Raw genomic sequence first — 21,053 nt, forward strand, 5'->3', positions numbered from 1 at the left:
GTGCCGCGCGCGCGCGCCGGCCAGGTTCCTTCCGGCCAGCGGCCGGTCCAGCTGCTGGCTGGGCACGGTGCTGCCCGTGGCGCGGCGATGGGCCGCGCACGGGTACGCCTGCCGCATGCGCTGGAGGTGGCCGAGCAACGCATCGGCGCCCACCAGGTCGAGGCCGAGCTGGCCCGCCTGCATCGTGCGGTGGATGCCGCGCGCACGGAAATGCACGAACTGCGCCAGCGCCTGCATGGCGCATTGAACCAGGAAGTGGGCGAGTTCCTGGACCTGCACGCGCTGCTGCTGGACGATCCCGAGCTGTTGTTCGGGCTGGACGAGCTGATCCGCAGCGGTCCCTACAGTGCCGGCTACGCATTGCGCCTGCAGCGTGACCGCCTGGCCAAGGTCTTCGATGGCATGGACGATGCCTACCTGAAGAGCCGCATGGACGACCTGGACCATGTCATCGGCCGCATCCACGCGTTCCTGCAGCCTGAACGCGCGCCGGTGATGAAGGGCCTGGCCGGCGAGATCCTGGTCTGCGACAACGTCGCCCCGTCCGAACTGGCCCAGCTGCAGGCCCAGGGCGTGGTTGGCATCGTCACCGCCGCCGGCAGCGCGCTGTCGCACAGCGCGATCCTGGCGCGCAGCCTGCATCTGCCGTTGATCGTGAACGTTCCGCAGCTGCTCAGCCGCATCGCCGATGGCGACGTGCTGATCATCGATGGCGCCGACGGCAGCATCACCGCCAACCCGCAGGCCGACAACCTGCGTGACTATCGCGCGCGCCTGAAGGAGCATGCGCGCGAGCAGCGCGAGCTCGGCCGCCTGCGCAGCAAGCCCAGCCGCACCCGCGACCAGGTCGACATCGCCCTGCTGGCCAATGCCGAATCGCTGGAAGACGTCACCCAGGCGCACGCGCTGGTCGCGCAGGGACTGGGCCTGTACCGCACCGAGTTCCTGTTCCTGCAGCGCAACGAGCTGCCGGATGAAGAAGAACAGTTCCAGACCTACCGGGATGCCGCGTTGGGCATGAGCGGGCGACCGGTCACCATCCGCACGCTCGATCTGGGCGCGGACAAGGCCGACCGCACCGGCCTGACCCTCAGCAATGAAGAGAACCCCGCCCTGGGTCTGCGCGGCGTACGCCTGTCGCTGGCACGCCCGAAGGTGGCCGATACCCAGCTGCGCGCGATCCTGCGCGCCTCCGCCTACGGCAAGCTGCGCGTGCTGGTGCCGATGGTCAGCACCCGCGAGGAGCTGCTGGCGGTGCGCCGGCGCATGCTCAAGCTGACCGAACAGCTGCGCGGCGAGGGCCACATGGTGTCCGACCACGTGCCGCTGGGCGCGATGATCGAAGTTCCTGCGGCAGCACTGGCGCTGGAGAGCTTCATCGACCTGGTCGATTTCCTGTCGATCGGCACCAATGACCTGGTGCAGTACCTGCTGGCCGCCGACCGCAACAACGAGGCACTGGGCGAACTGTATTCGCCACTGCATCCGGCCGTGCTGCGATTGCTGCAGATGGTGATCGAGACGGGCGCGCGTCACCGCATCCCGGTGGCGGTCTGCGGCGAGATGGCCGGCGATGCACGGATGACCCCGCTGCTGCTGGCGCTGGGCCTGACCGAGTTCAGCCTGCACCCCGGCACGCTGCTGGAAGTGCGCCGTGCGATCCGCGATGCCGATCTGGCCGCATTGCGCGCGCGCGCGCCGAAGCTGCTGGCCGCACGCGACCGCCGCGCGATCGAGCGCTGGCTGGCGCTGGTGGCCGAAACGGCCTGACTGCCGAAAGTAGTGCTGGTCGCTGGCCGGCAATCTCGTGGACTTCGATGGGGACGATTGCGGGCCAGCGGCCGGCGCAACCACCGCCCCTCGGCTATGCGTTGAAACATCCCCTTGCGATAATGACGCGCTGAACACCCCTGTTGCCGCATCCTTGCCGGGATCGCGGCTTTTCTTATCCCGCGGGAGCTGCGATGGCTGAAGCCGTACGCCACGACAAGACTGCGCGCCAACTGCGGATGCTGTCCGACGCACTGGACAGCGGTCGGCTGGGCCCGGTGCGTCGCCTGGTCAACACCCTGGCCCCGGCCGAGATCGGCAACCTGCTTGAATCGCTGCCGCCGGGCAAGCGCGAGGTGGTGTGGGGCCTGGTCGATCCGGAAGATGACGGCGAGGTGCTGGTCCACGTCGGCGACGACGTGCGCGAGAGCCTGCTCGCGGACATGGACCCGGACGAAATCATCGCCGCGGTCGAAGACCTGGACATCGACGACCTGGCCGACCTGGTCGAAGACCTGCCCGATACGGTCATCGACGAAGTCCTCAAGTCGATGGACCGCGAGAACCGCGAGCGCCTGGAACAGGTGCTGTCCTATCCCGAGGACAGTGCCGGCCGCCTGATGAACCCGGACGTGGTGACCGTGCGCGCCGACGTCAACGTGGACGTGGTGCTGCGCTACCTGCGCCTGCGCGGCGAACTGCCGGACCACACCGACCACCTGTTCGTGGTCAGCCGGCGCCATCAGTACCTTGGCCGGGTGTCGCTGGCGGCACTGGTGACCCACGAGGACACCACCCCGATCAACCGCCTGATCGACGACGAGCAGCCGGCCATCGACGTCGGCGAGAGCGACCAGGAAGTCGCGCGGCAGTTCTCCGACCATGACTGGATCTCCGCACCGGTGGTGGACGAGAACAACATCCTCGTTGGTCGCATCACCATCGATGACGTGGTCGACATCATCCGTGGCCAGGCCGAGCACCAGGCGCTGGGCGCCGCCGGCCTGGACGAGGACGAGGATCTGTTCAGCCCGGTCTGGCGCGCCATGCGCCGCCGCCTGATGTGGCTGTCGATCAACCTGTGCACGGCCTTCCTGGCCTCCAGCGTGGTCGGTCACTTCGAGGGCACCATCGACAAGCTGGTGGCGCTGGCGGTGCTGATGCCGATCGTGGCCGGCCTCGGTGGCAACGCCGGCACCCAGGTGCTGGCGCTGATGGTGCGCGGCCTGGCGCTGGGCCAGGTGGGCGCCTCCAACGCGCGCACCCTGCTGTGGAAGGAAGTGCGTGTTGCGCTGCTGAACGGCGTGATGCTCGGCTCGGTGCTGGGCCTGATCGTATTGGCCTGGTTCCATTCACCCGGGCTGTCTGCGGTGATCGCCATCGCACTGACCTGCAACCTGCTGTTCGCAGCGCTGGCCGGCGTGCTGGTGCCGCTCACACTGAAACGCTTCGGCTTCGATCCAGCGCTGGCCAGCGGTATCTTCCTGACCGCGGTGACCGACTCGATGGGCTTCTTCACTTTCCTCGGCCTGGCCACGCTGGTGCTGCTGCACTGACCGCATCGAGGATCGGCCCCCGCCACGCGGGTCGTTGACTCCACCCAACCGGAACACCCATGGCAACAACGATCGAAAACTATTTCCAGCCCGGCTGGCGCGACCAGCAGCACACCTGCCCGGCCTGCGAGTGGAAGGGCAGCTCGCGCGCCATGGAGATGGAACTGGACGAGGACGCCACCGAGTATGACTGCCCGGTCTGCGAGAACCCGCTGCTGGTGGTCCTGCACCCGGATATGGCGCAGGTGCAGGCTGCGGCGGCGGCAGGCAATGCCGAAGCGCAGGAACAACTGGACATCATTGCCAGCTTCCCGCGCCCGCAGTGACGCGGCGCACGATGCCGCGCTGGCGACAGCGGACTACGATGCAGGCGATCTCGCCACTTCGGGAAACCTCATGGTCCGTTTGCTGTCGCGCTGGCTGCCACTGCTGGCCCTTCTGTTGATGAGCGGCTGCACGTCGCTGCCGGATGGCGCGCGGGGTCGCTTCGAAGCCCGCGCCGTGAAGGTGGATGGCGAGACGGCCTACTACCAGGTATTCATTCCGGCCGCATCGGCGCGTACACCGGGCTCACTGCCGGTCGTGCTGTTCCTGCACGGTTCGGGCGAGCGCGGCGCCGATGGCGTGAAGCAGACCCACGCGGGGCTGGGACCGTACCTGCGCGAGCAGGCCGCCGATTTCCCTGCGTTGGCCGTATTTCCGCAGGCGCCGGGACGCGGGGAATGGAGCGGGCGCAACAACCGTGTGGCCCTGGCCGCGCTGGATGCAGCGATCGCCGAGTTCGGTGCCGATCCGGCGCGGCAATACCTGACCGGCATGTCGATGGGTGGCTACGGCAGCTGGAATATCGCCTTGGACAACCCGCACCGATTTGCTGCGATCGTGCCGGTGTGCGGCGCGGTGCTGGCCCCGCGCGCGGTACGTCCGACCCTGTTCGTCGAACAGGTGGCCGGTGAAACCGACCCGTATGCGGCCATTGCCCAGCGCCTGCGGCAGACGCCGATCTGGATCTTCCATGGCGCGCTGGATGACGTGGTGCCGCCGGATGACGACCGCCGGCTGCACGCCGCATTCCAGAACGCCAACGCGCGTGACGTGCGCTACACCGAATACCCGGAAGGCAACCACAATGCCTGGGACGCCACCTACGCCGACCCGGCGATGTGGGAATGGATGTTCGCGCAGAAGCGCTGAGCCATAGTTTCTGCTGGGAAACATCTGTGGGTGGATGCCAACCGTTGGTCGGCTTGGGTATTGGTGGATGCCAACCGTTGGTCGGCTTGGGTATTGGTGGGTGCCGACCGTTGGTCGGCTCGGGTATTGGTGGGTGCCGACCGTTGGTCGGCACTATCTCTCCGCTTCGGGGTAATCCATTGCTTGGCACCTCCCATCGATCTCCCATCGGCACCAGGCATACGGATACTCTCCCACGCAGCTCGCCAAGTTCGCCCTGACCGGGTTGGCGACGATGTACATCGCATGGCGAAACAGTGATTCTTCAGAACGCATGGCGTGATCGTGATAGCTCGATTGCCAAAATGGTCCTGTCTTACCCAGCATGCGGTTGATCCGCAATGCACTGCTCGATTTGAAGCGTTGCATGATGTAGTCCAGCGAGAACGCACGGATCTCAACAAGCCAATGGATGTGGTCCGGCATGACCACATAGGCAAGTGAGTGCGTCAGGCCATCATCATCAATGCGACGGAACACATCCATCACCTCCTGTGCCGCAGTGGCATCATCGAAGTAGCGTCGACGTTCCTGGGTGACGGTGGTCAGGATGTAGGATTGCCCGATCCGGGAATGACGGCCAAGGCGTAGGCGTGCGCGGTTCATGGGCCCAAGCGTGCGCCTGCCGGTATCCCTCTTCTATCGGGCAACCACGTCAGTACAGGTAGGCCCGGAACCATTCAATGGCCAGGCCCGCACTTCACCGCACTGATGGTTCAGTGCCGACCAACGGTCGGCACCCACCGGGTCGGATGAGGACAGATCAACCGTGCCGACCAACGGTCGGCACCCACCAAAGTGGTCAGCCCAGCAGGGTTTCCAGCACGGCCATGCGCACGGCGACGCCGTTGGCGACCTGGCGCAGCACCCACGATTGCGGGCCATCGGCCACGTCGTCGGTCACTTCCACGCCGCGGTTGATCGGCCCCGGGTGCAGTACCGCAGCGTCCTTGCCGGCACGCACCAGGCGCTCGCGGGTCAGGCCGTACTGGGCGTGGTACTGCTCCAGCGACGGCACCAGGCCTTCTTCCATGCGCTCGCGCTGCAGGCGCAGCATCATCAGCGCGTCGGCGCCTTCCAGCATCGCATCGAAATCATCGCCGACCACGCAGCCCTTCAGGGTCTCGTCGTCCGGCAGCAGTGACTGCGGGCCGCACACGCGGATCTCGCCCACCCCCAGCGTGCGCAGCGCATGCAGGTCGGTGCGCGCCACGCGCGAGTGCTTCACGTCGCCGACGATCACCACCTTCAGCTTCGAGAAATCCGGGCCCTTGGCCTGGCGCAGGGTCAGCATGTCCAGCAGGCCCTGGGTTGGGTGCGCGCTGCGGCCGTCGCCGGCGTTGATCAGTGCGGTGCCCTCGCCCGCCGCCTCGGCCAGCGCGGCCACGGCGCCGTCATCGGGGTGACGCACCACGAAGCCGCGCACGCCCATTGCTTCCAGGTTGCGCAACGTGTCGCAGGCCGTTTCGCCCTTGCGCGTGGACGAGGTCGACGCGTCGAAGTTCAGCACATCGGCGCCCAGGCGCTGCGCGGCCAGCTGGAACGAGCTGCGGGTGCGCGTGGACGGTTCGAAGAACAGCGTGCACACCGCAGAACCGGCCAGCACGTGGCGCTTGTTGCCGACACGGCCGACTGCGGCGTCACGGATCTGCCCTGCCCGGTCCAGCAACTGCAGCAGTGTTTCGCGCGGCAGGCCCTCCAGGGTCAGCAGGTGGCGCAGGCGTCCGGAGGCATCGATTTGCTGGGCAGTCATGGCGGGAGTCGTGCAGTCAGGGAATGGGGGTGGCGTCGTCGGGGGACGACAGCCAGCGGTCGATGATCACCGCCGCGGCCACAGCATCGAGGGCGGCCGCATCGCGGCGACGCTTGCGTCCTTCGGCGCGCTCGACGGCGAAGCGGCGTGCGGCCTCGACCGAGCTGGAACGCTCGTCGATCATCACCACGGGCAGCTTGAAACGTTCCCGCAGCTGGCGGGCGAAGCCCTGCGCGCGCTTGCGGTTGGGCTGGTCCTGGCCGTCCAGCGTAAGCGGATCGCCGACCACCAGGCCGTCGGGCTTCCATTCCTTGAGCAGGCGCTCGATCGCGGTCCAGTCCGGGCCGTTGCCGTGCACATCGACCACGGCCACCGCGCGCGCATGGGCGGCGAAAGCACTGCCGATGGCCACGCCGATCCGCCGCGAGCCGACATCAAAACCCAGGACCGTGCCGTCACGACGGATCGCCGGGGCAGCAGAATCCGGTGCGGGCGTGATGGGCTCAGACATGGCCGCTGTAGTCGGTCAGCCGGAACAGGTCCACGCCGATGCGCGCAGCCGCCCCCTGCCAGCGCTGCTCCAGCGGCAGCTGGAACACCAGCTCGGCATCGGCCGGCACGGTCAGCCAGCTGTTCTCGGACAGCTCGCTTTCCAGCTGCCCTGCGCCCCAACCGGCACAGCCGAGGGTGACCACCGCATTGGCCGGGCCTTCGCCACGCGCCATCGCTTCGAGGATGTCGCGCGAGGTGGTCAGGTACAGGCCGTCGCCCACGGTCAGGCTGGAATCCCACGCGCGCGCGTCGTCGTGGATGACGAAGCCGCGTTCGGGATGCACCGGACCGCCATTGAGCACCATGCGCGCCTGCAGCTCGCCATCACCGGTGGTGATGTCCATCTGCGCAAGCACTTCACCCAGCGTGTATTCGGAAGGCTGGTTGACCAGTACGCCCATCGCCCCGTTCTCGTCGTGCTGGCAGATCAGCGCGACGCTGCGGGCAAAGGTCGCGTCGAGCAGCGACGGCAGCGCGACGAGCAGGTGATCGGCAAGGGAGGTCGGCATTACAGGCATGGGTCCATTCTACCTGCTGGGGGCGGGATGGTCGCGCGATGGCGCCGAACCGCGATGGGCTAGGATGGTGCTTTGCCATGGAAGGTCATCGATGCAGTCTTCATCGCCCCTGACCCTGCCGGCACGCAGCGCCATCGTCCTGATCGCCCTGCTGCAGGGTCTGATGCTGTATGCCGCGCAGGAATTGTCCGATGCGTGGCCGTTCCGCGATATCGGCTGGCGCTACTGCTGGTACGCCTGGGTGCTGGCCATTCCCAGCGCGGTGGCGCTGAGCCTGGTCGAGCTGGGCCAACGCCGCCTGTGGCTGCAGGCGGCGCTCGGCTCGGTGGTGGTGCTGGCACTGGCCGCCTGGATCGGCTGGAACCTCAATGGCGAGGCCGCACTGGAATCGGGCGCGCTGCAGTTTCCGTTGACCCTGGGCATGGGCGTGGCGGTGTTCGTGGCCCTGCCCTGGTGGCAGTTCCAGCTGCAGCACGGTCAGTGGCGCGCCAGCTACCCCGAGCTGTTCGAGCGCGCCTGGCAGAACGGCTTGACCCTGGCCCTGGCGGCGCTGTTCACCGGGCTGACCTGGCTGCTGCTGTGGCTGTGGGCGGCGCTGTTCCAGCTGCTGGAGGTCACCTTCTTCCGCGATCTGTTCCGCCAGGATGCTTTCATCGCACTGGCCACCGGCAGCCTGGCCGGGTTTGGCGTGCTGATCGGGCGCACCCAGCATCGGGCGATCCAGATCACCCGCCAGGTGCTGTTCGCGATCTGCCGCGGGCTGCTGCCACTGCTCTCGTTCATCGCCGTGTTGTTCGTGCTGAGCCTGCCGCTTGCCGGGCTGGAACCACTGTGGAAGACCCGTTCGGCCGCCAGCCTGCTGGTGGTGGTGTCACTGCTGCTGGTGACGTTCACCAATGCGGTCTACCAGCAGGGGGAAGACTCCCCGCCGTACCCTCTCGTGCTGCGCCGTCTGGTCGAGGCCAGCCTGCTGGCGCTGCCGGTCTACGCCGCGCTGGCGCTGTATGCGCTGGGCCTGCGCGTGGTGCAGTACGGGTGGACAGTGGACCGGTTCTGGGCACTGCTGATCGCGCTGGCCGTGGCCGGCTATGCCCTGGGCTATGCGCTGGCGGTACTGCGTCGCCAGGGCCGCTGGCTGCAGGCGCTGGAACCGGTCAACCGCTGGATGTGCTGGGTGGTGCTCGCACTGGCCCTGCTGGGCAACTCGCCCCTGCTGGACCCGGTGCGGCTGACCCTGTCCAGCCAGCTGGAGCGCCTGCGCGCGGACCCGCCGGCGATCACCAGCAGCGACGTCAACGTGCTGCGCTTCGATCTGGGGCGCCGTGGCGTGCAGGCGCTGCGCGAACTGCAGCGCCATCCGGCCATCATCGCCGATGCCAACGCGCCACAGGTGGTCGCGGCAGCACTGGCGCGTACCTCCCGCTGGGACGACGGCCACCGCCTCGACAAGGGGCCGCAGGACGTCGCCGCCCTGCGGCGCGCGCTGAAGCTGGCCGCCGGATCCAGCTCGCCACCGGACGACTGGTGGAAAGCTCTGGCCACCCGATCGATCGATGGCGAATCCTGCGCACAGAGCGAGCGCGACTGCCTGATCGTGCATCGCGACCTGGACGGTGATGGTACCGGCGAAGTGCTGCTGTGCGAGCTGTACACCCACCGTGGACCGGACTGCGTGCTGTACGCACGTGGCAGCGATTCCCAGTGGCGCCGGGCCGGTGCGCTGTTCGGCACCGTCAGCGGGCCGGCCGAGGCGATCAACCAGGCCCTGCGTAACGGCAAACTCACGCTCGTGCCACCGCGCTGGCCGATGCTGTCCATCGGCGGGCACCCTGCAGTGGCCATCGATCCCGAACCCGAACCCGAATCCGAATCCGAATCCGAATCCAACGAGCCTTCCCCATGAGCGGTTACTGCCTGATTGCCCCCGGCCATCCGGTGCACGACTACTACCACGCCAACGAGTACGGCTTCCCGCAGCGGGACGAGCGTGAACTGTTCGAGCGATTGGTACTGGAAATCAACCAGGCCGGTTTGAGCTGGGAAACGATCCTGAAGAAGCGCGAGGGCTTCCGCGCAGCCTATGACGGCTTCGATGTGGACCGCGTGGCGGCCTACGCCGAGCAGGACATCGCGCGCCTGCTGTCGGACCCGGGCATCATCCGCAACCGCCTGAAGGTGCTGGCGGCGATCCACAACGCGCAGGTGATCCAGCAGCTGCGGGCCAGCCATGGCAGCTTCGCGGCGTGGCTGGATGCGCACCACCCACGCAACAAGGCCGACTGGGTGAAGCTGTTCAAGAAGACGTTCCGCTTCACCGGCGGCGAGATCACCGGCGAATTCCTGATGAGCCTGGGCTACCTGCCCGGTGCGCACGCCGAGGATTGCCCGGTGCATGCGCGGCTGCTGATGCTGTCACCGCCGTGGCTGCAGGCCGCCGCCCGCTGATGGATCTCCGCGCGTGGATGCCGGTAGTGCCGGCCGCTGGCCGGCAACCCCGTTGAACGGTCACACGCCCATGTAGCGGCCGGGGCGGTGGTTGAACATCAGCACCAGGCTGAGCACCACCGCGCCGATGGCCGAGTACAGCACCTTGGAAGGCGACAGCACGAAGAACGCGGCCACCATCAGGCAGGCGTCGTAGGACATCTGCACCTTGCCCGCGCTCCAGCCACGGGTGCGCTGCAGGTACACCGCCAGGATGCCGATGCCGCCGAGGCTGGCACGGTGACGGATGAAGAACAGGATGCCCAGGCCAGACAACGCGCCACCGACGATCGCCGAATACAGCGGGTTGATGTGCGAGAAGTCGATCCAGCGCGGCAGCAGGTCGGTCAACACGCCACAGGCGGTGACCGCAGCGAAGGTCTTCAGGGTGAATTCCCAACCCATGCGCCGCAGCGCCACCCAGTAGAACGGCAGGTTGACCAGCACGAACACCAGGCCGAAGTTCCAGCCCATCGCGTAGTGCAGCAGGAACGCCATGCCCGCCATGCCGCCGATCATCAGCCCGCCCTTGGCGAAGATGGCCAAGCCCAGCGAGGCCACCATCGTGGCCAGCACCATGCCTTGCACGTCCTCGGCGATCGAATGACGCAGCGCTTTGTCGTCGGCGGTGGTGCCGGCGCTGTCGGGCGGCGGGGTCAGCGGACCGGCGGTGACCAGGTGGCCGTCAGCGTCGTCGCACGGCGCGGGGCCATGGGAAGGAAGGGACATGCGGGTGGGGGAACAGCAGGTGGGGAGCGGTATTAGACACGATCTGCATGACAGTTGCAGATGAAATCGTTCAGCTGAATGCGCCCCAGCCTGCCCTCCGCCAGCCGCCGGTCACCCCTTGCCGGCCAGATGGTGCGCCACCAGTGCGTTGGCATGTCCGTGGCCCAGTCCATGCTCACTTTCCAGGAAGCTGACCAGTTCCATGTGTTTCAGGCCCTTCTTCCCGGCCAGCAGCCCGAACCAGTGGGCGACCGGCTGCCCATAGGTCTTCTCGATGGAGGGGAAATACGAGGCCGGGCTTGCGGCTTGGTGTCAGTGCTCGTGTGCAGCTCCCGTTGAAGTCATTCATTCGACGAACCACGGACGCAGAAATCGACACACCCACACGCCCGACCCAGCGCCGACCAACGGTCGGCACCCACCAAAGCAGAATGCCGTTCCAACAGCTCGCGGGAAATTGTCGAAGGCGGGGTGGCTCAGGTTGCGGGGGCGTGAGCGCCATGGGCCCGAGGCATGCCTCGGACGGGTTGGGCAGGACGCCCAACCCCGGTCTTGCCGTGTGCGCAGGACAGCGCACACGAGCAAGCGCGACCGAGGCTACATGGGTGAGGGCGCTTTGCTTGCGAAGCACTGCTTCGCAAGCGCCCGAACGCACAGCCGCCAGCGGCTGGGCAGGGCCCCGGAGGGGGACTTGCGCCGTCCCCCGCAACCTGAGCCACCCCGCCTCCCACGGGAAGCCAGCTTTTGACGTTGCCGTTGATTCGGCAGGTGCCGGGCGCAGCCCGGCCGTATCATCCCCTCATGCCCCGCGAAAACCTCAACGACCTGCAGGCCTTCGTCCACGTTGCCCGCGAGGGCAGCTTCACCAAGGCTGCCGCCCAGCTGGGCGTGTCCCAGTCCGCGCTCAGCCATGCCATGCGCGGACTGGAGCAGCGCCTGGGCGTGCGCCTGCTGACCCGCACCACCCGCAGCGTGTCCACCACCGAAGCCGGCGCCCGCCTGCTGGAAACGCTGGCCCCGCGCCTGGCCGAGATCGAGGATGGGCTGGCCGCGCTGGCCGAGTACCGTGAACGCCCGGCCGGCACCATCCGCATCAATGCCACCGGCCACGCCGCCGAGTACATCGCCTGGCCCAGGCTGGCGCCGCTGCTGCAGCAGTATCCGGATTTGAAGGTGGAACTGGCGGCCGACTACGGGTTGGCCGACATCGTGGCCGAGCGCTACGACATCGGCATCCGCCTGGGCGAGCGGCTGGCGCGCGACATGATCGCCGTACCGATCAGCCCGCCGCTGCGCATGCGCGTGGTCGGGGCGCCCAGCTACTTCCGCCAGCACCTGGTGCCGCGGCACCCGGACGACTTGGCCGGGCACAACTGCGTCACCCTGCGCCTGCCCACGCATGGCGGGCTGATGCCGTGGGATTTCGGCCAGGACGGCAATGAACTGAGCGTGCGTGTGAGCGGCCAGTGGATCTTCAACAGCATGGGCATGACCCGCGCCGCCGCGCTGGCAGGCAGCGGGTTGGCCTGGCTGCCGGAGGACCAGGTACAGCCGATGCTGGACGATGGCCGCCTGCTTTCGGTGCTGGACGACTGGTGCCCGCACTTCGATGGCTATTACGCGTACTACCCCTCGCGCCGCCACGTGACCGTGGCGATGCGGACGGTGCTTGATGCGCTGCGTGGGCCGATGGGGTGAGGATCAAGGAGTGCGGACCAACGGTCCGCACCCACCACCAACGGTCCGCACCCAGCTGTTGATCAGCCCTTGGCCTGGGCGGCGCGCTGCGCGTTGTAGCGCTCGCCGACGATCGACACTTCGTCCAGCGCCTGTGCGATGCGTTGCAGCTCCTCCGGTGCCAGCTGCAGGTCGGCCGCGCCCAGGTTTTCCTCCAGACGATGGACCTTGGTGGTGCCTGGGATCGGCACGATCCACGGCGCCTGTGCCAGCAGCCAGGCCAGCGCCACCTGCGCCGGGGTCGCACCCCGCGCCGCCGCGATCGTGCTGATGCGATCCACCAGCGCCTGGTTGGCGCGACGCGCTTCCACTTCGAAACGCGGCACGCTGTTGCGGAAATCGTTGGCGTCGAAGGTGGTGTCGGCGTTGATCGCACCGGTCAGGAAGCCGCGGCCCAGCGGGCTGAACGGCACGAAGCCGATGCCCAGCTCCTGCAGCGTCGGCAGCAGTTCACGCTCCGGTTCGCGCCACCACAGCGAGTACTCGCTCTGCACCGCAGCCACCGGCTGCACCGCATGCGCGCGACGCACGGTGGCAGCACTGGCCTCGGACAGGCCGAAGTGGCCGACCTTGCCCTCGGCGATCAGGTCGCGCACGGTGCCGGCCACATCCTCGATCGGCACGTTCGGGTCGACGCGGTGCTGGTAGAACAGATCGATATGGTCGGTACGCAGGCGCTTGAGGCTGGCTTCAGCCACGGCGCGGATGTTCTCCGGGCGGCTGTCCAGACCGGCATCGGTGCGCGCGTCCCTGAAACCAAACTTCGTGGCGATCACCAGCCTGTCGCGGTAGGGCGCCAAGGCCTGGCCGAGCAGGTCTTCGTTGGTGTACGGGCCGTACACTTCGGCGGTATCGAAGAAGGTCACGCCGCGCTCGACGGCAGCGTGCAGCAGGGCGATGCCCTGGCTCGGTTCGACCGGCTGGCCGTAGGCATGGGTCAGGCCCATGCAACCCAGGCCCAGGGCGGAAACCTTCAGGCCGCTGCGGCCGAGTTCACGTGTCTGCATCGTCGTACTCCAGAGGGGGAACGCTGACGATACGCCTGCATCGGCGATGGATTGAACCGACTGGACGGCAGTCGGTCATGACTGGAATTCATCAATCGCCCGCGCGCCCGGTAGAGTCGACTGTCAGTCGACTCTACACATCGCCAGGTCACCGGATCTCGGAGATCTCCACCCCATCCAGGCCCTGCGACAGCGTGCGCGCGTCGCCGCCCTGGCTGAGCTTGATGCGCAGGCGCACTTCGTTCTGCGAGTCGGCGTAGCGCAGTGCGTCCTCGTAGCTGATCTCGCCGGCCTGGTACAGCTCGAACAGGCTCTGGTCGAAGGTCTTCATGCCCAGCTGGACCGAGTCCTTCATCACTTCCTTCAGCTTGTGGATCTCGCCGTCGCGGATGTAGTCCTGCACCAGCGGCGTGCCCAGCAGGATCTCCATCGCCACCTTTCGCGAGCGGCCGTCGGGCGACGGCACCAGCTGCTGCGCGACCACGCCCTTGAGGTTCAGCGACAGGTCCATCAGCAGCTGGTTGCGGCGGTCTTCCGGGAAGAAGTTGATGATGCGATCCATCGCCTGGTTGGCATTGTTGGCATGCAGCGTGGCTAGCACCAGGTGGCCGGTTTCGGCGAACGCGATGGCGTGATCCATGCCTTCGCGGGTACGCACCTCGCCGATCATGATCACGTCCGGCGCCTGGCGCAGGGTGTTCTTCAGGGCCGCTTCCCAGCTGTCGGTATCGATGCCGACCTCGCGCTGGGTGATGATGCAGCCCTCGTGCTTGTGCACGAACTCGATCGGATCTTCGATGGTGATGATGTGGCCGGTCGAGTTCTGGTTGCGGTAGCCGATCATCGCCGCCAGCGATGTCGATTTGCCGGTACCGGTGGCACCAACGAACAGGATGATGCCGCGCTTGGTCATCGCCAGCGTCTTGATGATCGGCGGCAGGCTCAGCTCTTCCACGGTCGGAATGCGCGTCTCGATGCGACGCAGCACCATGCCGACCTGGTTGCGCTGGTAGAAGCAGCTGACGCGGAAGCGGCCGACACCGGACAGGCCGATGGCGAAGTTGCATTCATGCGTCTTCTCGAACTCCTCGCGCTGCGCAGGGGTCATCACGTTGAGCACCAGGTCGCGGCTCTGCTGCGGCGTGAGCGGGGTCTGCGTGATCGGCGAGATCTTGCCGTTGACCTTCATCGCCGGCGGCATGCCCGCAGTGATGAACAGGTCCGAGGCGCGCTGGTGCGCCATCAGCTTGAGGAACGAAGTGAAATCGATGGTGGTCGCGGTGGTGTTCACGGCAGGCTCCCGGAAAAGCGGTTTACCAGGTAACGGTCGGTGGAGGAAACAACACGGAGCGGCCGCGCCATTGCACGCGCCGCCCGTGGCTGCCCTGCCTTACTCGAACAGGCGCTTGTCCTTGGCGTAGTCGCGGGCCTGGTTGCGGGTGATCAGGCTGCGCTTGACCAGGTCCTGCAGGTGCTGGTCCAGGGTCATCATGCCGTACTGCTGGCCGGTCTGGATGGCCGAGTACATCTGCGCCACCTTGTCCTCGCGGATCAGGTTGCGGATGGCCGGCGTGCCGACCATGATTTCCCACGCTGCGGTGCGGCCACCGCCGACCTTCTTCAGCAGCGCCTGCGAGATCACCGCACGCAGCGACTCGGACAGCATCGAGCGCACCATCGGCTTTTCGCCGGCCGGGAACACGTCGATGATGCGGTCGATGGTCTTGGCCGCCGAGCTGGTGTGCAGGGTGCCGAACACCAGGTGGCCGGTCTCCGCAGCGGTCAGTGCCAGGCGGATGGTTTCCAGGTCGCGGAGTTCGCCGACCAGGATGATGTCCGGGTCCTCGCGCAGTGCCGAGCGCAACGCTTCATTGAAGCCATGCGTGTCGCGGTGCACTTCGCGCTGGTTGATCAGGCACTTCTGCGAGGTGTGCACGAATTCGATCGGATCCTCGACGGTGAGGATGTGGCCGTATTCGTTCTTGTTGATGTAGTCGATCATCGCCGCCAGCGTGGTCGACTTGCCCGAGCCGGTCGGGCCGGTCACCAGGATCAGGCCCTGCGGCTGCTGGATCACTTCACGGAACAGCGGCGGGCAGGCCAGGTCCTCGAGGGTGAGCACCTCGGACGGAATGGTACGGAACACCGCACCGGCGCCGCGGTTCTGGTTGAACGCGTTCACACGGAAGCGCGCCAGCGACGGGATCTCGAAGGAGAAGTCCACTTCGAGGAATTCCTCGTAATCGCGGCGCTGCTTGTCGGACATGATGTCGTACACCAGCGCATGGACCTGCTTGTGGTCCAGGGCCGGGATGTTGATCCGGCGAACGTCGCCGTCCACGCGGATCATCGGCGGCAGGCCTGCGGACAGGTGCAGGTCGGACGCTTTGTTCTTGACGGAAAACGCCAGCAGTTCGGCGATATCCATGAGCGGCTACTCCCCAATAACGGCTTCGACTGGAAGGATCTTTCCCCGGGCGGCAGTATAGCCTCCTGATTCAATGGAACGCGTTACGTGGCCACTCCCCTGCCCCAGATCCTGAGCAACCTGCATGCCGCCGCCGAGGCGGCCGGCCGGCCCGAGCCGCGCCTGCTGGCCGTGTCCAAGACCCAACCGGCCGAGGCCGTGGCTGCGCTGGCCGCACAGGGCCAGCAGGCCTTCGGCGAAAACTATGTGCAGGAAGCGCTGGCAAAGATGCAGGCGCTGCAGCACCTGGCGCTGGAGTGGCACCTGATCGGCCACCTGCAGTCGAACAAGGCCGATGCCGTGGCCACCCACTTCGACTGGGTGCAGAGCGTGGACCGGCCCAAGCTGGTAACGGCGCTGGCGCGCCATCGCCCGGCCGCACGCGGCCCGCTGAATGTGCTGATCCAGGTCAACATCGACGATGAATCCAGCAAGCACGGCTGTGCACCGGAAGACGTGGATGCATTGGCTGCGGCAATTGCCGCCGAGCCTGCCCTGCGCCTGCGCGGGCTGATGGCGATTCCCGCGCCATGGCCCGAAGCCGAGCGTCGTCGGGATGCATTCGTGCGCATGCGCACACTTTTCCAGTCGCTGGCCGCCCAGCACGCGCAGGTCGACACGCTGTCGATGGGCATGAGCAGCGACTACGCCGAAGCCATCGCCGAGGGCGCCACCCTGGTGCGCATCGGCACCGCCCTGTTCGGCGCGCGCCCGCGCCCAGCCTGACTTTCCAAGGAGCTTTCCATGGCAGTTGATTCCATCACTTTCATCGGCGGCGGCAACATGGCGCGCAGCCTGATCGCCGGCCTGATCCGCCAGGGCACACCCGCCGCGCACATCCACGTCGCCGAACCGCTGGCCGCACTGCGCCAGGCGCTGGCCGCCGACTTCGGTGTGCAGGTGCATGACAACGCGATTGATGCCGCTGCGCAGGGCAGCACCTGGCTGCTGGCGGTGAAGCCGCAGGTGCTGCGTGAGGTCTGCCAGTCGCTGCAGGCGCTGGCCCAGGCAAACCAGCCGTTGGTGGTGTCGATTGCCGCCGGCATCACCAGTGCGCAGCTGCAGCGTTGGCTGGGAGGCGACCAGGCAGTGGTGCGCGCGATGCCGAACACCCCTGCCCTGCTCGGCGCAGGTGTGACCGGCCTGTTCGCCACACCGTCGGTGGACACGCAGCAGCACGCACAGGCCGAGAAGGTGCTGGCCAGCGCAGGCCGCACCGTGTGGATCGACAGCGAGGCGCTGATGGATTCAGTGACTGCCGTATCCGGCAGTGGCCCGGCCTATGTGTTCCTGCTGGCCGAAGCGATGGAAGCGGCGGGTATTGCCCAGGGCCTGCCAGCCGACGCCGCGCGCACGCTGGTGGTGCAGACCCTGCTGGGTGCCTCGCGCATGCTTGATGAAGCCGGTGAGAGCCCGGCCGAGCTTCGCCGCCGCGTGACCTCGCCGAACGGAACCACCCAGGCCGCGATCGAGAGCTTCCAGGCCGGTGGCTTCGAGGCGCTGGTGGACACGGCGCTGCGCGCCGCGCAGGTGCGCGGGCAGGAATTGTCTGCGGCGAATGATTGATCCCGATGTGTGCCGACCAACGGTCGGCACCTACCATCATCCACGCATGGCGTGGATGCTCATCGCCCCAACGTGGTCATGACGAAATCCACGAAGCACTGCAACCGCGGGCGTGGCCTGCGGTCGGGCAGGTAGATCAGGTGCATCGGCCGCGCCTCGGGCAGGTAGTCGCGCAGCAGCGGCTTCAGGCGCCCGGCAGCAATTTCGCCAGCCAGCAGCGCCGTCGGTTGCAGCACCAGACCCGCTCCTGCAACGGCAGCTTCGCGCAACGCGAAACCATCGTTGCAGGTCAGGCGCGCTTCCCAGTCCACCTGTTCACCGTTGGCCAGCTGCCAGCCGTGGCCACCGCGCCAGGCCAGATGGCTCAGGCAGTCATGCCCTGCCAGATCGGCGGGCGTACGCGGCGTGCCGCGCCGGCGCAGGTACGACGGTGACGCACACAGGCTCATCGCATACGGCGGCAGCGGCCGCGCCACCAGTTCCTGCGATGGCAGTGGCCCGACCCGGATCGCCACATCGAAACCATCCTCGATCAGATCCACGCGGCGGTTGCTCAGGTCCAGCTCGATATTCAACTGCGGCTGTGCGCGCAGCAGGCCGGCCAGCTGCGGCGCCAGCACGCAGCTGCCCCAGGTGGTCGGCGCACTGACCCGCAGCAGGCCACGTGGCTGTACCTGCAGACCGGCCACATCGGCCTCGGCCTGCTGCACCTGCTCCAGCACCTGCCGGCATCCGGCCAGATAGGCGCTGCCGGCTTCGGTCAGGCGCTGGCGGCGGGTGTTCCGTTGCAGCAGCGCGGTGCCCAGATGCGCCTCCAGCTGCTGGATATACTTGCCCACCATCACCGCCGACACCTGCAGCTGTTCGGCGGCCCCGGCAAAGCTGCCGCGCTCGGCCACGGCGACGAAGGCCTGCATGCAGCGAAGGGTATCCATTGCTAATCCAAAGTTAGGAATCTGCAAATCATACGCCGCTTACCTAACCCCAATGTGACGGCGCAGACTGCGCTCACACCCTCACGCAAGGAACCGCCATGAAGATCCTCCTCGTCGGTGCCAGCGGCACCCTCGGCCAGGCAGTCGCCCGCCAGCTCGGCCAACAGCATCAGATTCTCGCCGCCGGCCGCAGCAGCGGCGAACTGCGCGTGGACCTGACCGATGACGCCAGCGTCGCCGAACTGTTCGCACGTACCGGCCCGGTCGATGCGGTGATTTCCACCGCCGGCAAGCTGCACTTCGGTCCGCTGCAGCAGATGACGCCGGCGCAGTTCAACCTCGGCCTGCAGGACAAACTGCTGGGCCAGGTGAGGCTGGCACTGGCCGCGCAGCACCATCTCAACAGCGGCGGCTCGATCACCCTGACCAGCGGCATCGTCAGCGCACAACCGATCCGCGACGGCGTCAACGCCACCTCGGTGAATGCCGCACTGGAAGGCTTCGTGCGCGCAGCCGCACTGGAGCTGCTGCCGCGCGGCCTGCGCATCAACGTGGTCAGCCCGAACGTGCTGATCGAATCGATGGCCGCCTACGGCCCCTACTTCCCGGGCTTCGAGGCGGTAAGCGCACAGCGCGCGGCACTGGCCTTCCAGCGCGCGGTGGAAGGCATCCAGAGCGGCGAAACCATCACGGTCTGGTAAGAAAATGGGGACGGAGGGGATTAAGTCGTTTTCGTCCGCCGGGCATGGCCCGGCGCTACCGGGAGCGCGTTCCCTTTTTGTCGCTCACTCCCAGCGCATCGGGCCGTCGCCGCGTTCGCCGAGGACGTCGCCGGGATTGGCCAGGCGGCAATGCTGCAGCGACAGGCAGCCACAACCGATGCAGCCGGTCAGTTCGTCGCGCAGCAGCTGCAGCATGTGGATGCGCTCTTCCAGCTCGGTGCGCCAGCGCGCGGACAACCTGGCCCAATCCGCTTTGGTTGGTGCGCGGCCGTCAGGCAGGCTTTCGAAGGCACGGCCGACTGCTTCCAGCGGCATGCCCACCCGCTGCGCCACGCGGATCACCGCCAACCGGCGCAGCACGTCCCGGGTGTAACGCCGTTGGTTGCCCGAGGTGCGCAGGCTGCTGATCAGCCCCTTGCGCTCGTAGAAATGCAGTGCGGAAACGGCCACGCCACTGCGCTGGGAGACCTCGCCAACGCTGAGTTCCTGGGATGCCATTGCTTGACCTCAACTACAGTTGAGGTGGCATGCTGCTATCTTCGCCGCCCGTTGACAAGCGCGGCCTGCACCTGACCCGTATGAACCCGACCCTCTCTCCCGCCGACACCCACCTGCCGGCTGACAGCTCGATCCTGTCCGCGCGCTACCGCGCCACGACCATCGGCATGGTCGCACTGATCGCGCTGCACGCCTTCGAAGCACTGGCCGTCGCGGCCGCGATGCCCACCGTGGCCGAAGCACTCGATGGACTGCGCCTGTACGCGCTGGCCTTTGGCGGCACCCTGGCCACCAGTGTGATCGGCATGACCCTGGCCGGGTGCTGGGCCGATCGCCACGGCCCCGCGCGGCCACTCTGGTACGGCCTGGGCTGCTTCGTGCTGGGCCTGCTGCTGGCCGGCTTTGCGACGCGCATGGGCATGCTGGTGGCCGGGCGCCTGATGCAGGGCCTGGGCGCGGGCGCGATTTCGGTCTCGCTGTACGTGATGGTCGGCCGCAGCTACCCCGAGCACCTGCGGCCGAAGGTGTTCGCGGCATTCTCGGCGGGCTGGGTGGTGCCCTCCATGGTCGGCCCGGCGCTGAGCGGCCTGATCGTCCAGCATCTCGGCTGGCGCTGGGTGTTCCTGGCGGTGCCGCTGCTGGCAGTCCCTGCTGCCCTGTTGCTGCGGCCTGCGCTGGCGCGCATGCAGCCCTCCGCCGACAGCAACAACGACGAGGGGCGCGGCAACGTCGTACGTTGGGCCAGTGGTGCATCGCTGGCGGCGCTGCTGCTGTACTTCGGCGGCCAGCAGCACGGTCCGACCGCCCTGCTCTGCATCGGCGTGGCGATGCTGGCGCTGCTGCTATGCGTGCATCGCCTGCTGCCGGCCGGAACGCTGATCCTGCGCAGGGGCCTGCCCAGCGTGATCGCACTGCGCGGCATCGCCGCTGCCGCATTCTTCGCCTGCGAAGCCTACCTGCCGCTGCTGCTGCAGCGCGAACGCGGGCTCCCGCCCAGCTGGGCCGGCGCGGTGCTCAGCCTCGGCGCACTCGGTTGGTTCGCCGGCTCCTGGCTGCAGGGTCACCAGCAGCGCGGCTGGTCACGCCAGCAGCTGCTGCGCGTCGGCACGGCGATGATGACGCTCGGTATCGCCGCAACGCTTGCGGTGTTGTTCAATGCAGTGCCATTGCCGGTGGCCCTGGTGGGCTGGACGGTCACCGGTTTCGGCATGGGCATGATCTACGCCAGCCTCTCGGTACTCACGCTTTCGCTGTCAGCAGCGCATGAGCAGGGTGCGAACACGTCGGCCCTGCAGCTGAGCGAGGCCCTGTCGGTGACGACCGCATTGGCAGTCTCCGGTGCGTTGTTCGCGCTGTTCGTGGAAAGCGCGCCGCACACCGGCTACCTGCTGTGCCTGGCGATCACCTTCGGCTTGGCGGTGCTGGCCGCGGTGATCGCGCGACGGGTGTAGCGCCGCCGGGTTTCGGTAGTGCCGGCCGCTGGCCGGCAACCTCCGCGCACGCGGGAATCCCATGATGGTGCCGGC

Annotated in this window: 21 protein-coding genes and 1 pseudogene; 11 read left to right on the top strand and 11 right to left on the bottom strand. The window is 67.4% G+C overall.

All coding sequences use genetic code 11. The annotated features are described in order from the left end of the window. From ptsP to VG543_RS03210, 4 genes are all read left to right on the top strand, one after another. Complete coding sequence (gene ptsP / locus VG543_RS03195) at positions 1-1,770, top strand: phosphoenolpyruvate--protein phosphotransferase (protein WP_423177707.1); 1,770 nt, start codon at positions 1-3, stop codon at positions 1,768-1,770. 194 nt (positions 1,771-1,964) lie between these two features. After that, entirely contained in the window at positions 1,965-3,326 is a 1,362-nt protein-coding gene (gene mgtE / locus VG543_RS03200) for a magnesium transporter (RefSeq protein ID WP_019659456.1), read from the top strand. A gap of 59 nt (positions 3,327-3,385) precedes the next feature. Next, entirely contained in the window at positions 3,386-3,652 is a 267-nt protein-coding gene (locus tag VG543_RS03205; RefSeq protein ID WP_019659457.1) for a hypothetical protein, read from the top strand. Between the two features lie 70 nt (positions 3,653-3,722). Then, positions 3,723-4,520, top strand: coding sequence for a prolyl oligopeptidase family serine peptidase (locus VG543_RS03210; protein WP_111103434.1), 798 nt, complete (start codon positions 3,723-3,725; stop codon positions 4,518-4,520). Between the two features lie 153 nt (positions 4,521-4,673). Here VG543_RS03210 and VG543_RS03215 read toward each other — a convergent pair whose 3' ends face one another. The 4 genes from VG543_RS03215 to VG543_RS03230 form a co-directional block, all read right to left on the bottom strand. Further along, positions 4,674-5,165, bottom strand: coding sequence for an REP-associated tyrosine transposase (locus tag VG543_RS03215; protein ID WP_423177708.1), 492 nt, complete (start codon positions 5,163-5,165; stop codon positions 4,674-4,676). 196 nt (positions 5,166-5,361) lie between these two features. Further along, entirely contained in the window at positions 5,362-6,312 is a 951-nt protein-coding gene (locus VG543_RS03220; protein ID WP_423177710.1) for an aspartate carbamoyltransferase catalytic subunit, read from the bottom strand. A gap of 16 nt (positions 6,313-6,328) precedes the next feature. Continuing rightward, positions 6,329-6,823 (bottom strand): Holliday junction resolvase RuvX, encoded by a 495-nt coding sequence (gene ruvX / locus VG543_RS03225; RefSeq protein WP_005408378.1) that lies wholly within the window; start codon positions 6,821-6,823, stop codon positions 6,329-6,331. Beyond that, positions 6,816-7,382, bottom strand: a complete 567-nt coding sequence (locus VG543_RS03230; protein WP_021202596.1) for a YqgE/AlgH family protein — start codon at positions 7,380-7,382, stop codon at positions 6,816-6,818. Before VG543_RS03230 ends, ruvX begins: the two co-directional genes overlap by 8 nt. 91 nt (positions 7,383-7,473) lie before the next feature. Here VG543_RS03230 and VG543_RS03235 point away from each other — a divergent pair, with 91 nt between their 5' ends. Both VG543_RS03235 and VG543_RS03240 read left to right on the top strand, forming a co-directional pair. Continuing rightward, on the top strand, positions 7,474-9,285 hold the full coding sequence (locus VG543_RS03235) for a DUF4153 domain-containing protein (RefSeq protein ID WP_423177712.1): 1,812 nt from the start codon (positions 7,474-7,476) through the stop codon (positions 9,283-9,285). Beyond that, positions 9,282-9,827: a DNA-3-methyladenine glycosylase I gene (locus VG543_RS03240; protein ID WP_423177713.1), complete on the top strand. Its 546-nt coding sequence runs from the start codon at positions 9,282-9,284 to the stop codon at positions 9,825-9,827. The genes VG543_RS03235 and VG543_RS03240 overlap by 4 nt, the downstream gene beginning before the upstream one ends. A gap of 60 nt (positions 9,828-9,887) precedes the next feature. Here VG543_RS03240 and VG543_RS03245 read toward each other — a convergent pair whose 3' ends face one another. Together VG543_RS03245 and VG543_RS03250 are read right to left on the bottom strand one after the other, a co-directional pair. Further along, positions 9,888-10,595, bottom strand: coding sequence for a YitT family protein (locus tag VG543_RS03245; protein WP_005415543.1), 708 nt, complete (start codon positions 10,593-10,595; stop codon positions 9,888-9,890). Between the two features lie 111 nt (positions 10,596-10,706). Next, complete coding sequence (locus VG543_RS03250) at positions 10,707-10,871, bottom strand: DUF4287 domain-containing protein (protein ID WP_312546100.1); 165 nt, start codon at positions 10,869-10,871, stop codon at positions 10,707-10,709. 525 nt (positions 10,872-11,396) lie between these two features. Here VG543_RS03250 and VG543_RS03255 point away from each other — a divergent pair. Continuing rightward, complete coding sequence (locus tag VG543_RS03255) at positions 11,397-12,293, top strand: LysR family transcriptional regulator (RefSeq protein WP_111098567.1); 897 nt, start codon at positions 11,397-11,399, stop codon at positions 12,291-12,293. A gap of 62 nt (positions 12,294-12,355) precedes the next feature. On the opposite strand, the gene VG543_RS03260 is transcribed toward VG543_RS03255, so the two are convergent. From VG543_RS03260 to VG543_RS03270, 3 genes are all read right to left on the bottom strand, one after another. After that, positions 12,356-13,339, bottom strand: coding sequence for an aldo/keto reductase (locus VG543_RS03260; protein WP_019659467.1), 984 nt, complete (start codon positions 13,337-13,339; stop codon positions 12,356-12,358). 148 nt (positions 13,340-13,487) lie between these two features. Then, on the bottom strand, positions 13,488-14,630 hold the full coding sequence (locus VG543_RS03265) for a PilT/PilU family type 4a pilus ATPase (RefSeq protein ID WP_019659468.1): 1,143 nt from the start codon (positions 14,628-14,630) through the stop codon (positions 13,488-13,490). Positions 14,631-14,729: 99 nt separating this feature from the next. Then, complete coding sequence (locus VG543_RS03270; protein ID WP_006422551.1) at positions 14,730-15,767, bottom strand: type IV pilus twitching motility protein PilT; 1,038 nt, start codon at positions 15,765-15,767, stop codon at positions 14,730-14,732. 87 nt (positions 15,768-15,854) lie between these two features. Here VG543_RS03270 and VG543_RS03275 point away from each other — a divergent pair, with 87 nt between their 5' ends. Both VG543_RS03275 and proC read left to right on the top strand, forming a co-directional pair. Further along, a complete protein-coding gene (locus VG543_RS03275) occupies positions 15,855-16,532 on the top strand; it encodes a YggS family pyridoxal phosphate-dependent enzyme (RefSeq protein ID WP_423177716.1) in 678 nt (225 codons plus the stop codon). Positions 16,533-16,550: 18 nt separating this feature from the next. Further along, entirely contained in the window at positions 16,551-17,372 is an 822-nt protein-coding gene (proC, locus tag VG543_RS03280; protein ID WP_423177717.1) for a pyrroline-5-carboxylate reductase, read from the top strand. 59 nt (positions 17,373-17,431) lie between these two features. On the opposite strand, the gene VG543_RS03285 is transcribed toward proC, so the two are convergent. Then, a complete protein-coding gene (locus VG543_RS03285) occupies positions 17,432-18,307 on the bottom strand; it encodes a LysR family transcriptional regulator (RefSeq protein WP_423177719.1) in 876 nt (291 codons plus the stop codon). A 71-nt stretch (positions 18,308-18,378) separates the two neighbouring features. On the opposite strand from VG543_RS03285, the pseudogene VG543_RS03290 reads away from it, so the two are divergent. Continuing rightward, positions 18,379-19,008: pseudogene (locus VG543_RS03290) on the top strand (short chain dehydrogenase); the annotation flags it as partial. A gap of 84 nt (positions 19,009-19,092) precedes the next feature. On the opposite strand, the gene soxR reads toward VG543_RS03290, so the two are convergent. Beyond that, positions 19,093-19,527: a redox-sensitive transcriptional activator SoxR gene (soxR, locus tag VG543_RS03295; RefSeq protein WP_111103413.1), complete on the bottom strand. Its 435-nt coding sequence runs from the start codon at positions 19,525-19,527 to the stop codon at positions 19,093-19,095. A 29-nt stretch (positions 19,528-19,556) separates the two neighbouring features. Here soxR and VG543_RS03300 point away from each other — a divergent pair, with 29 nt between their 5' ends. Further along, positions 19,557-20,978: an MFS transporter gene (locus VG543_RS03300; RefSeq protein ID WP_423177721.1), complete on the top strand. Its 1,422-nt coding sequence runs from the start codon at positions 19,557-19,559 to the stop codon at positions 20,976-20,978. Positions 20,979-21,053 lie beyond the last annotated feature (75 nt).

Origin of the sequence: Stenotrophomonas sp. CASM101, from assembly GCF_049384845.1 — a bacterium.
Taxonomy (GTDB): Bacteria; Pseudomonadota; Gammaproteobacteria; order Xanthomonadales; family Xanthomonadaceae; genus Stenotrophomonas; species Stenotrophomonas hibiscicola.